Genomic DNA, 12,137 nt, shown 5'->3' with positions numbered 1-12,137 from the left:
GCGATGTGAAACCCGGCCTAGTCTTGCCGGCGACCGGACGGAGCATGCCGTGATGAAGCTCGACGCCGCCGCCACGAACCGCATCCGCGACAGGATGCTGGACGCCGTGGATCTCGCTGCCACCTTCGTGCTGGCGGTGGAGTGCGCGCTCACGGCTGTCCAGGCGGACTTCGACCTGTTCGGCATCCTGGTGCTGTCCTTTGTCGGCTCGGTCGGCGGCGCGGTCATCCGCGACCTGCTTCTCGGCGAGCACCCGCCCGCGCCGTTCCGCGACTGGCGTTATGCGGCGCTGGCGCTGGCCGCGACCCTGTGCGTCCTCGTCGCGTCGCTCGTCCTGGGGCCGGTGGCGAACTTCACCCCGCCGCTGCTGGTCGATGTGTTCGAGGGCGGCGGCCTCGCGCTCGCGGCGGTTGCCGGTGCGCGCAAATGCCTCGACTACAGGCTCAACAGCGCCTCGGTCGTGATCATCGCCACCGTCAATGGTTGCGGCGGCGGCATGCTGCGCGACGTGCTGCTGGCCCGGGTGCCCAAGGTCCTGCACGAGGATTTCTACGCCACCGCCGCCATTGCCGGCGCGACGCTGATCGTCGTGCTGGTCCGCCGTTTCCAGGTGCGCCAGGACGTGGCTGGCGCGGCCGGCGCGCTGGCGATCTTCACGCTACGCGCCGCCGCGCTCCTTGGCGCATGGCGGCTGCCGCATCTGCACTAGCCTCACACCACCCGCCATTCGCCGCTGGCCAAGCCGTCGAGCGACCAGTCGCCGATGCTCCACCGCACCAGCCGCAGGGTGGGATGATCGACCGCCGCGGTCATCCGGCGCACCTGGCGGTTGCGCCCCTCGCGGATGGTCAGCCGGATCCAGCAATCGGGGATGCTCGCGCGATAGCGGATCGGCGGATCGCGCGGCCACAGCTCGGGCGCGTCGATCCGCTCGGCCAGCGCCGGCAGCGTCGGGCCGTCCTTCAGCACCACGCCGGTACGCAGCCGATGCAGCGCTTCCTCGCCCGGCTCGCCTTCCACCTGGACCAGATAGGTCTTGGGCAGCTTGAACTTGGGATCGGCGATCCGCGCCTGCAACCTGCCGTCGTCGGTCAGCAGCAGCAGCCCCTCGCTGTCCCGGTCGAGCCGCCCGGCCGGATAGACGCCCGGCATGTCGATCAGGTCGGACAGGGTGGCGCGCGCCGTCTCGGTGCCGCGATCGGTGAACTGGCTCAGCATGCCATAGGGCTTGTTCAGCCGGACGAGCGTCACGCCGCGCGTGCTGCGAAAGAGGGGCGCAAGAACATGCCGGCTTCGATCATGGCGGCCCGCCTAGCGCGGAACCGCCACGATCGCCAAGTCAGAGCGCCCGGAACTTGAAGTCCCGGAACTTCGCCTCGCCCGCGCCCGCCGAGTACAGCCCCGGCCGCAGCATCAGGAAGCCGCCGCGCACATTGTGGTGATAGCCCGAGACTTCCATGCCCCGGTCGAACCGCTTCCACGTCTTCCCGCCATCGCCCGACAGGTGGAACGCCACGATATGCCTGTCGTTGCGCACCCGCATTCTGAGCTTGCGGCCATAGGGATTGGCCGGCCGCCCGCGCTCCATGCCGTACTGGTGGGTGACGAACTTCTTCTCGTCGAAGCCCAGCCCGCAATAGAGCTTCTCGTCATAGAAGAGCACGAGGCCCGCGGTGCCGCCCGGCGCGATCTCGATCTCGCATTCGAACTCGTATCCGGTGTCGCCGGCGATCAGCAGCAGCGGCGACGAGTCCACCGGCGCCTTGCCCGCGGCCTTCAGGGTCAGTGTGCCAGCTTCGGCGTGCACTCTGTCCGATTCCGTCTGCGAGGGTTTGAAGAAATTCCACTTCCGGCCCAGCGCCAGCGGCCCGGTGAAATCGTCCGACAGCGCCTGGCCATGCGGCACCCGCGCGCCGCCCCTGGGCTTGCGGATCGGCTTGGAAAGGTCGCCGCCGGTCATCTTGAACCAGCCGTCCGCCGTCCATTCTATGGGGTCGAGCAGGGCCTGGCGGCCCAGCGTCCAATAGCCGTTCTCGAAGCCGTGATAGATCGACCACCAGCTCCCATCGGGCGCCTCGACCAGGCTCGCATGCCCGCGCGACCACCAGGCCTCGTCGTTGTTGACAGTGCGCACCAATGGGTTTGCGGGACACTGCTCCCAGGGGCCGTGGATCGAGCGCGAACGCGCCGCGATCACCATATGGCCGGTCGGCGGGCCCGCCGTGCCGCCCACCGCGGTGATCATGTAGAACCAGCCCTTGTGGTGATGGATCTTCGGTCCCTCGGGGGAGAAGCTCTCCACGTCCCATTCCTCGGGATAGTGCCAGGGATCGTAGACATGCTCGACCTGGCCCACAGTGGACAGACCATCCTCGGAAAGCCGCACCCGGTCTCCGCCCGAAAGGAACAGCCATCTGGAACCGTCTTCACCCACCGCGTGGCAGGGGTCGATATGGGCGTGCAGCCCCAGGTCGATGGGGTCGCTCCACGGCCCGTCGATATGGTCCGCCCAGATCACGAAGATCGAGTTCGGGCTGGCCTTCACCGGGATGTAGATGAAGTAGCGGCCATTGTGCTTCTCCAGGCTAACTGCCCAGACCGAGCCGATATTCCTGGTCAGCGCCGCCTTGCGCGGCTGCCAGTTCACCAGGTCGCGGCTATGCCAGATCGTGATGCCCGGATAGGAATCGAAGCTGGAGAAGGTCATGTAGTAATCCGCGCCGTCCTTCAGGATGGCGGGATCGGGATGATCGCCGGCGAGCAGCGGGTTCAGGAAGCGCCCGTCGCCCAGGTCGGCGATGCGCTGATTGTCGAAGCCGCGCTTATATCCGGGGACCAAAGCGTCTGTTTGCGTCGCATGGGCCTCGTCCGGCCGGAGCAGCGCCCCGGCGCCTCCGGCCACCGCCGCGCCTCCTGCCAGCACCGCCCCGAACGCGTCACGCCTGCTGATACCCATGCATTCCTCTCCGTTTTTAGGATTGTATGCCACCGGTGTCATGCAAGCGAAAGGGGCTTTGTTCGCGTTAACATTGCGAACTTTGCAGACTGATGCGTCCACTTCGGCGGCATGTCGAATATTTGCTATCGATGTAGGAAATGCCGTGCCAGTTTCCGTTCACGTTTGAGGGGACGGGGGATGCGGCAAACCACATTATCGGTGGCACTCGAGGTCAAGCCCGAGAGCTTCGACCATCTGTCGGGCCTGCTCGACGCCTTGCGGGACCGGCGCAGCCCGAACCCGTCGGGCGGCACCGGGCCTTTCGCGGACTTCCTGACGACGGTGCCGGCGGTGCACTTCATGTCGCTCAGCGTCTTCCCGGGCTTCGACTATGATCCGCTCTTCGTGATCGAGGCGAATTTCGACGGCGCGCCCGGCCCGTTCTGGGGGCAGCTCGAAACCGCGATCGGCCCCGATCTCCGCAGCTTCCTCAGGTGCTGCAAGCGCCCGCTCGATCACACCGGCGACCTGTTCGACGCGGTGACCGCGCCGGACAGCCGTGCCCCGATCGCGCCCTATCTCGAAGCGCGCACGCTCACGCCGACGGTCTATCACCACGGCAATCGCGGCATGACGCGCGATCGCATCCTGGCCGAGGGCGAGCTGTTCCTCGGCACCCGCAAGGAGCTGGCCAACGCCAATGACGGTGGCCCCAGCCCCTATCGCAAGCTCACGCCGGTGGAGATCCATGCCAAGCTGCGTGCGGCCCTGCTGCCCCAGTTCGGCTGGCTGGCCGAGAAGGCACCCGCCCGCATCCCGTTCCTCCAGAGCGTCGGCGATTATGCCCGGCTCGCCTGGTTCGTGCTGCTGGTGGTGTTCGCGTTGTCGATCCCCGGCCTGATCCTCAAGAGCCAGCTCGCCTGGCAATATTATGCCGGGCTCTGCGTGGCGCTGTTCGCGCTGTTCACCGGCATACTCTACAAGATGGGCAAGCCGCTCCCCGGCACGGCGACGCCGACGCGGTTCAGTTTCCTCACCTTCTTCCTCAGGCATCTTCTGGTCCCCGTGGTGATCGCGGTGGCGGTCTATGTCGCGATTGCCGCCTTCATCACCGCGCCGGTCTGGTCGTGGATCGGCCACAAGCCGTTCTGGCCGGCCTGGTGGGACATGGCGATCTGGGCAGGCTGGAGCGGCGCCAGCATCGCGGTGACGGTCGCCGGCATCCTGGTCTGGCTGCGCTGGCTCGAGCGGCGCGACGCCTCGCAGGATGCGCCGCCGGTCGATCCCAAGATGCTGCGCGAAATGGCCCGGCGCGAGGACTGGATTCCGCAGAACCACATGGGTTCGGTCGTCCTCATCAAGCCGGGCGTGCTGCGCGCGATCCTGATCCGCGTCGGCCATCACGGCCTGCACCTGCTGCTGCGCGCGCAAAAGGCGGCGCGCAACGGCTATCTCGGCTCGATGCGCACCATCCACTTCGCGCATTGGGCGCGGGTCAACAATGACAGCCGGCTGATGTTCTTCTCGAACTTCGACCAGACCTGGGAGAGCTATCTCGATGATTTCATCGAGAAGGCGCATGCGGGCCTCACGCTCGCCTGGAGCAGCGGGGTGGGCTTCCCGCCGACGCGCTTCCTGGTGAAGGACGGCGCCAGCCATGGCCGCCAGTTCAAGGAATGGGCGCGCCATTCAATGACGGTCAGCCGCTTCTGGTACTCGGCGTACAAGGATCTCACCGCGGAGCAGGTCGAGCGCAACTATCGCATCGCCCTGGGTCTCCGGAAGAAGCAGCTCAGCGAGAAGGAGGCCGCGGCGTGGATCAACGACCTGTGAGCGAGGGTGGGGGCACTCCGAACTGGCATCTCTCGGCTCCGGCCAGTGGCCAGGCCCAGGGCCTGGTGGTCAGCGGCTTCGCGTCGCTGCCTACCGGCCGCGCGCTGTTCCTCGAGCTCGGCTGGAAGGGCGTGAAGAAGAAGGGCGGCGGCGCCTGGGTAGAGGCGCTGCGCAAGGTCGCGCAGGTGACCGATGCCGATGGCCGCGATCCGCGTGCCGTGGCGATGGGCTTCACCTGGTCGGGCCTGCAGAAGATGGGGCTCAACGCCAACGCGCTCGCCTCGTTCGACCGGCCTTTCCAGGAAGGCATGTTCCAGGAAGACCGCCTGCGCCGTCTCGGCGATCGGCGCGGCGAGGAATGGCAGGGCACGGTGATCCCGGGCGGCCCGAAGTGGAGCGGCAACACCCCGCTCGACGATGCCGCGGTGGATGACGAGGCGCGTGCCTTCGACGATCGCCAGGAAATCCGCGAGCAGCGGATCAAGACGCCGGTCACGGTCCATGCGATCGTCCTGCTCTATTGCGAGCATGACGAGGCGGCCGAGGCCTGGTGCGAGGAAGTGAGCGCCGCGCTCGCGCCGTTCGAGGTGACCGTCTCGCATCACCTGCCGCTCGACCTGCGGCTCGACAAGCAGGGCATCGCCCGCGAGCATTTCGGCTTTGCCGACGGCATCTCGCAGCCGATCCCGTTCGAGACCGGCACTGTCGTCTACAAGGACGGCACCAATGTGCCCAAGGACTATTGGAATGGGGTGCCGCTCGGCGAGATCCTGATGGGCCATATGAATGGTCATAACGAGATCGCGCAGGGCCCGGTGGTCGCGGCGAGTGCCGGCAACACCGATGGTCTGCCCGATCATCCCAAGGGTGTCGGCTTCAAGGATCTCGGGCTCAACGGCAGCTACATGGTCGTCCGCGAGCTGAAGCAGGACGTCTATGCCTTCTGGCAGTCGATGCGTGTTGCCGCCGCGCATATCCGCGAGCGCGATCCGGAAGGGTCGGCGCACGTCACCACCACCTGGATGGCCGAGCGCGTGGTCGGGCGCGACACGCACGGCAACCTGCTCTGTCCGCTCGGCACGATCCCGGTCGAGAACAATGATTTCGGCTTCTGGGACAATGATCGCCACGGCATGGGCTGCCCGCTTGGCAGCCATGTCCGCCGCGCCAATCCGCGCGATGGCCTCGCACCGACGCCGGCCGACAAGCAGACCCTGCTCGATGCGGCGAACAACCACCGCATCCTGCGTCGCGGCCGGAAGTACGGCAAGACGATCAGCGTGCCGCCGACGCCGGACGAGGTCGATCGCGGGCTGCTCTTCGTCTGCCTGAACACCGACATCACCCGCCAGTTCGAGTTCGTCCAGCAGACCTGGATCCTCAACCCGAACTTCGCGACGCTCTATGACGAGACCGATCCGCTGATCGGCCCCAAGGGCACGATGACGATCCCCGAGGATCCGCTGCGCCGGATCATCGATGTCGAAACCTTCGTGCAGATGGCGGGCGGGGAATATTTCTTCCTGCCGAGCATCCCGGCGCTCAACTATCTGGGTTCGCTGTGAACGCGCTCACCTCGCGCGACGTGCTGCGTCCCGGCAAGAAGGGGCTGGCGCGCTGGATCGAGGGGCGGGTGTTCGCCGCCATGCCCTATGCCTTCGCCTTTTTCCGGCGCTGGAAGCCGGTGGTGAAGTTCGGCGGGATGACGCTCACCTCGCGCTATGACGACGTCAAGCAAGTGTTCGCCACCGATCCGGTGTTCGGCGCGCCCTACAAGCCCAAGCTCGATGTCATCATGGGCGGCGAGCCCTTCTTCCTCGGCATGGCCGACACCCCGCTCTATCACCGCGACACCGATGCGATGCGCATGGTCGTGCTGCCGAAGGACCTGCCCGAGCTGGGCCGCAGGGCCGAGGCGATGGCCGAGGCGATCGTCGCGGCCGCGCCCGGCCGGATCGAAGTGGTCGATACGCTGGTGCGCCGCGTCACCTTCTCGGTGCTGGCCGATTATTTCGGCGTGCCCGAGCCCAAGGGCGGCGATCTGCGGGTCTGGGGTACCCGGCTGTTCGAGTTCCAGTTCGCCGATCCCAAGGGCGATCCCGCGCTGCGCGCCGATGTCGACCAGATCGCCCCGGCGCTCCGCGCGCATATCGATGCAGAGATCGCCGCGCGGAAGGCGACGCCCGGCCGCGACGACGTCCTGACGCGCTGCCTCGCCCTGCAGAAGAAGGGTGTGCCCGGCTTCTCCGATGTCGAGATCCGCACCAATTTGATGGGCTTCATCGTCGGCGGGCCGCCCCAGCCGCCGATGGTCGTGCCCCAGGCGATGGAGCAGTTGCTCCGCCGCCCCGATGCGCTGGCCGGTGCCCAGGCGGCGGCGCGGGCAGGGGAGGACGATCTGCTCTGGGGCTATGTCCAGGAAGCGATGCGCTTCGATCCGCTCGCGCCCGGCCTGCCGCGCAACGTGCTGGTCGACGGCGTGATCGCCCGCGGCACGTCGCATGAAACCCCGGTCCAGGCCGGGGACACGGTGCTGGCGGCCTTCGCTTCGGCGATGATGGATCCGCGCCGGGTCACCGATCCCGCCCGCTTCGATCCGCATCGCCCGGCCAGTAATTACATCCATTTCGGATATGATTTGCACCAGTGCTTCGGCCGCCATATCAACCGGGCGACGCTGCATTTCATGCTCAAGCCATTGTTAAAGCGCGCGAATGTCCGCCGCGCGCCCGGCGGTGCCGGGCGGCTGGTCAAGAACGGACCTTTTGCGGAGTCGCTGACGGTGGTGTTCGACTAGGACTCAGCGCCGCGGCGACGGTCCGCCGCGATACCCGCCCTGGCGCTCGAGCATCCAGCCCGGATACTCGGCCGGCAGCTTGCTCACCGCGTCGAGCCGTTCCAGCTCCTCGGGGCTGAACTCGACATCGACGGCGCCCAGGTTGTCGGCCAGCTGGTCGGGTCGCTTGGCACCGATGATCACGCTCGAAACCGCCTTCTGATGGAGCAGCCAGGCCAGCGCCAGCTGCGCCACCGAGCGGCCCTTGGCTTCGGCCAGCGCGCGCAGCACGTCGACCACGTCATAGCCGCGCTCCTTGTCCACCGGCGGGAAGTCGAACCCCGCCCGGCGTCCTTCGCCCTCACCCTCGCGGGTGTATTTGCCCGACAGGAAGCCGCCGGCGAGCGGGCTCCACACCATCAGGCCGACGCCCTCAGACTGGAGCATCGGGATCACCTCGCGCTCCAGATCGCGCCCGGCGATGGTGTAATAGGCCTGGAGCGAAGCGATCGAGGCATAGTCCTTCGCCGCTGCGATCCCGACCGCCTTCATCACCTGCCACGCCGCCCAGTTGGACAGGCCGATATACCGCACCACGCCCTTCCGGACGAGGCTGTCGAGCGCGTAGAGCGTCTCCTCGATCGGTGTGGCGGTGTCGAAGCCATGGATCTGGTACAGGTCGATATGGCCGGTGCCGAGCCGCTCCAGGCTCTTTTCCACCTGCGCCAGGATATGCCCGCGCGACGCGCCGGCGCCGTTCGGCCCGTCATGCATCCGCCCCAGCACCTTGGTGGCCACCACCACCTCGTCGCGCGCCACGCCCAGGTTCTTGAGTGCCTGGCCCAGGATCCGCTCCGACCGGCCCTCGGCGTAAACATTCGCCGTATCGAAGAAGTTTATCCCCGCATCCAGCGCCGCCTTGACCAGCGCATCGGCCTCTTCCTGCTGCAGCTGCCCGATCCGCCCCCACATGCCGCCCTCGCCGCCAAAGGTCATGGTGCCGAGGCAGAGTTCCGAGACGATCAGGCCCGAACGGCCAAGCTGGTTGTAGCGCATGGGGATACCTCATCGGGAACGAGGAGAGGGGGAGCCCGGCAGATGTGGTGCGCGGTCCTCCGCCGCAATGCCGTACCGCGAAAAATCCGCCTGAGTCGGCCATTGGCAACGGTGTCACTAAACTCATACAATATGGTGCGCTGCATCAATCCATGCACCGTGCTGCGGTAAGTGGTTGTTTCGGCGTTAAACTTAAATGGTCCAAATGTATGAGTTGACAGTGCATCCGTCGAGGCATAGCCAAATGTGACCGCTAACATCGCAACCACGCGATACGCTCAACGGCCCGGGAAGAGGCCATACAGGAGGGGAATATGCACGCTCGAGTTGCGTCTCGTTTCACTGCGCGCCGTCTCGGCATGATCGGCGCGGTGCTGCTCGCCGGCACTGCTTGGCCCGCGCTGGCCCAGACCGCCCAGACCCCGCCCGCCACGCCGAGCGCCGATGCGCCCGCGGCGCAGGATGCGAGCGTCCCCCAGGAAGAGCAGTCGATCGTCGTCACCGGCTATCGCGCGTCGCTCGCCAGCTCGACCAATGCGAAGAAGAACTCGGTCGGCTTCACCGACTCGATCTTCGCCGAGGACATCGGCAAGTTCCCCGACACCAACATCGCCGAGAGCTTCAACCGCATCCCCGGCGTGACCATCGCCCGCGAAGTGACCGGCGAGGGCCTGAACGTCACGATCCGTGGCCTCGGCACCAATTTCACCCGCGTGCTGCTCAACGGCGCGCCGGTGGCGGTCGCCTCGACTGGCCGCACCGACTCGCAGAACACCAACCGCGAAGTCGATCTCGACATGTTCCCGACCGAGCTGTTCACGTCGCTGACGGTGAACAAGAGCGGCATCGCCGATCAGGTCGAGGGCGGCGCCGCCGGCACGGTCAACATGCGCAGCGCCCGGCCGTTCGATCGCTCGGGCACGCATCTCACCTATGGCGCGCAGCTGACCAAGAACACCAACGCCAAGGACTGGGGCTATCGCGGTTCGCTGCTCGCCAGCACCACGATGGGCGATTTCGGTATCCTGCTCGGTGTTGCCGGGGTGCACAACAAGGTGCGCACCACCGGCTTCGAGACGATCGGCTGGACCAACCCGAACCTGTCGGCGGCCCAGTGCGGCGCAACCAGCGGCTGCAACCCCACCGGCGGCGGCAACTGGACGATCCCGGCAACGGTCCCGGCCAATGCCGGCAACGGCCTCGTCACCGGCACGACGATCGACCAGGCCTTCCTGCTCTCCCGCAATCCGGGGGCGACGATCTCGCAGCTCGACAACGGCATCATCCCGCGCCTCGGTCGCCCGATGTTCGAGGAAGGCACCAAGGACCGCATCAACGCGATCGCCAGTCTCGAATACAAGGGCGACACCTTCCACGCCTATGTCGACGGCATGTTCGGCTGGAAGGACAACCAGCTCGAGCGCGTCGACATGAACTGGGTCGGCCGCAACGGCGCCGCGATCCCGCTCAACACCCAATATGACCGCAGCGACTGCACCGCCGGCTGCGTGGTGACCAAGGGCACCTATGCCAATGCCCAGTGGTTCCTCGAATATCGCCCGTTCCTCGAGAAGACCAAGTTCTGGGGCGTGAACCCGGGCCTGGAATGGGAGATCGCCGACAAGCTGAAGTTCGATCTGCAGGGCAATTACACCTGGTCGAGCTTCCACCGCGAATCGCCGAGCGTCGTCGTGCTCACCACGCCGAACTCGGGCGTGACGGTGAACTATGACAATACCGGCGGCGACATCCCGTCGATCACCACCAATATCGATCTCAACAACCCCGCCAATTTCGCCTGGCCCGGCGGGCGCGTGAACATCCAGGACGAGAAGCGCGAGACCGAGACCAAGGGCATCCGCGGCAACCTCGTCTGGGGCGACAACGCGTTCAATCTCAAGGTCGGCGCCGCCTATGACGACACGTCGCGCCGGATCAGCGCATTCGACAACAGCCAGGCCTGGCAGAACGCGGTGTGCGGCAATCGCCCCAGCGTGTTCGTGCCCTCGCCCAACACTCAGCCGCCGTGCAACGGCCTGGTCCAGCCCGGCGCCGCGCCGGCGGGCTATCCGAGCTATCCGGCCTATGGCACCGGCTATTCGAGCGGCTCGACCGGCCCGGTCACCTATGCCGGCTCGCTGATCTCCAACGCCCAGCTCGCCAGCCTGCTGCGCCCGACTTCGGCCGGCTTCGTCACCGTCGACTGGAACGCGTTCAAGGCCGCGTCCAACTATGACGCCTTCCACAACGCCGCGCCCGAGGCTGGCTCGTCCAACACCGGCGCCAGCGGCGGCTATGTCCGCGAGAAGGTGCTCGGCGCCTATGCCGAGGTGAACGGCGATCTGCAGATCGGCGACAACAACCACCTCAACTACAACGCCGGCGTCCGCTATGTCCGCACCGACCAGCGGATCGGTGGCCGCGTCTCGATCTCCGATCCGCGCAACTCGCAGGATCCGGATGGTGCCGGCCCGCTGCCCAATGCCTGCCCGGGCACCGGCAATCCGCGCGACGGCAGCTGTTTCCCGAACATCACCAACTTCGTCTACACCGACGCCAAGTACGACAACTGGCTGCCCTCGGCGAGCGGTGCCTTCCATATCGGCGATGCCGCGGTGGTCCGCGCCGCGGTCTCGCGGACGATGACCCGGCCCAATCCGAACACGATGCTGCCGGGCCTCAACTTCTCGACGCCCTCGGCCGATGTCGGTTCGGTCGGCAACCCGTCGCTCGAGCCCTATCTGTCGACCAATATCGACCTGGGCTTCGAATATTATACCGGCAAGGAAGGCTATGTCGGCTTCACTGCCTTCCGCAAGGCGGTGACCGGCTTCACCACCACCGGCACGGTGACGGTGCCCTTCGCCGCGCTGGCCGCGTACGGCGTCACCTATGACACGCTGACGCCCACCCAGCAGGCCGCGATCAACTCGCGCGGCGGCCCCACCGCCGCCACCGTGGTGCTCAACCAGCAGGTCAACGCAACCGGTACGCTCAAGGTCAACGGCCTCGAAGTGAACTGGGTGCAGCCGCTCGACTTCCTGCTCGGCAAGATCGGCCTCAACGGCTTCGGCTTCAACGCCAACCTGACGCTGATCGACCAGACCGGCTCGGGCGCCGCGCCGGCGGTTGCGGTCGGCGTGTCGCCGGTGACCTACAACATCACCGGTTATTACGAGCAGGGCGGCATCAACATCCGCCTGTCGACCACCTTCCAGCGCGGCTCGGTGTCGTCGGACGCGAACCAGAACGGCATCGCGCTCGCCCGGCTCTATTCGAACGACTATCAGCAGTTCGACATGTCGGCGAGCGTCGACTTCGCCAAGGTGTTCGACCTGAAATGGGCGCCCGAGCTTACCCTCGACGTCATCAACCTCACGAAGGAAAAGCAGCGGAGCTACTTCCAGTTCGATCAGGCCGCCTTCACGCTCTACGATCCGGGCCGTCAGGTCATGATCGGTCTGCGCGGACGGTTCTGACGGGTCGCAAAAGGGGCGTGGCGGCCGGGCCTTTCAACCGGCCGCCACTGTCCCG

General features: G+C 66.6%; 8 protein-coding genes. 5 read left to right on the top strand and 3 right to left on the bottom strand.

Features of this window, described 5'->3' with window-relative positions; translation table 11 throughout:
• Nucleotides 1–52: 52 nt before the first annotated feature.
• A complete protein-coding gene (locus tag HNP52_RS21390) occupies nucleotides 53–709 on the top strand; it encodes a trimeric intracellular cation channel family protein (RefSeq protein WP_184170465.1) in 657 nt (218 codons plus the stop codon).
• A 2-nt stretch (nucleotides 710–711) separates the two neighbouring features.
• Here HNP52_RS21390 and HNP52_RS21385 read toward each other — a convergent pair whose 3' ends face one another.
• Both HNP52_RS21385 and HNP52_RS21380 read right to left on the bottom strand, forming a co-directional pair.
• The gene (locus tag HNP52_RS21385) at nucleotides 712–1,251 is read right to left on the bottom strand and encodes a pseudouridine synthase (protein WP_184170462.1); all 540 of its coding nucleotides are present in this window, start codon (nucleotides 1,249–1,251) and stop codon (nucleotides 712–714) included.
• A gap of 88 nt (nucleotides 1,252–1,339) precedes the next feature.
• The gene (locus HNP52_RS21380) at nucleotides 1,340–2,956 is read right to left on the bottom strand and encodes a family 43 glycosylhydrolase (RefSeq protein WP_184170459.1); all 1,617 of its coding nucleotides are present in this window, start codon (nucleotides 2,954–2,956) and stop codon (nucleotides 1,340–1,342) included.
• Between the two features lie 201 nt (nucleotides 2,957–3,157).
• Between HNP52_RS21380 and HNP52_RS21375 the strand changes: the two genes are divergently transcribed.
• The 3 genes from HNP52_RS21375 to HNP52_RS21365 are packed head-to-tail and all read left to right on the top strand — an operon-like array spanning nucleotide 3,158 to nucleotide 7,568.
• Nucleotides 3,158–4,771: a hypothetical protein gene (locus HNP52_RS21375; RefSeq protein WP_184170456.1), complete on the top strand. Its 1,614-nt coding sequence runs from the start codon at nucleotides 3,158–3,160 to the stop codon at nucleotides 4,769–4,771.
• Nucleotides 4,753–6,336: a hypothetical protein gene (locus HNP52_RS21370; RefSeq protein WP_184170453.1), complete on the top strand. Its 1,584-nt coding sequence runs from the start codon at nucleotides 4,753–4,755 to the stop codon at nucleotides 6,334–6,336. The genes HNP52_RS21375 and HNP52_RS21370 overlap by 19 nt, the downstream gene beginning before the upstream one ends.
• Nucleotides 6,333–7,568, top strand: coding sequence for a cytochrome P450 (locus tag HNP52_RS21365; RefSeq protein WP_184170450.1), 1,236 nt, complete (start codon nucleotides 6,333–6,335; stop codon nucleotides 7,566–7,568). Before HNP52_RS21370 ends, HNP52_RS21365 begins: the two co-directional genes overlap by 4 nt.
• A gap of 3 nt (nucleotides 7,569–7,571) precedes the next feature.
• Here HNP52_RS21365 and HNP52_RS21360 read toward each other — a convergent pair whose 3' ends face one another.
• Entirely contained in the window at nucleotides 7,572–8,603 is a 1,032-nt protein-coding gene (locus HNP52_RS21360; RefSeq protein WP_184170447.1) for an aldo/keto reductase, read from the bottom strand.
• A 314-nt stretch (nucleotides 8,604–8,917) separates the two neighbouring features.
• Between HNP52_RS21360 and HNP52_RS21355 the strand changes: the two genes are divergently transcribed.
• On the top strand, nucleotides 8,918–12,082 hold the full coding sequence (locus HNP52_RS21355; RefSeq protein WP_221416588.1) for a TonB-dependent receptor: 3,165 nt from the start codon (nucleotides 8,918–8,920) through the stop codon (nucleotides 12,080–12,082).
• Nucleotides 12,083–12,137 lie beyond the last annotated feature (55 nt).

Source organism: Sphingomonas kyeonggiensis (genome assembly GCF_014204495.1).
Taxonomy (GTDB): domain Bacteria; phylum Pseudomonadota; class Alphaproteobacteria; order Sphingomonadales; family Sphingomonadaceae; genus Sphingomonas; species Sphingomonas kyeonggiensis_A.
The sequence above is the reverse complement of the archived record's forward strand: the minus strand, read 5'-3'. Positions and strand labels throughout refer to the sequence as shown.

Bases quoted from the DNA above. Each gene is read 5' to 3' on its own strand.
- HNP52_RS21390 (WP_184170465.1), top strand. From the start codon at position 53: ATGAAGCTCGACGCCGCCGCCACGAACCGCATCCGCGACAGGATGCTG.
- HNP52_RS21360 (WP_184170447.1), bottom strand. From the start codon at position 8,603: ATGCGCTACAACCAGCTTGGCCGTTCGGGCCTGATCGTCTCGGAACTC.
- HNP52_RS21380 (WP_184170459.1), bottom strand. From the start codon at position 2,956: ATGGGTATCAGCAGGCGTGACGCGTTCGGGGCGGTGCTGGCAGGAGGC.
- HNP52_RS21355 (WP_221416588.1), top strand. From the start codon at position 8,918: ATGCACGCTCGAGTTGCGTCTCGTTTCACTGCGCGCCGTCTCGGCATG.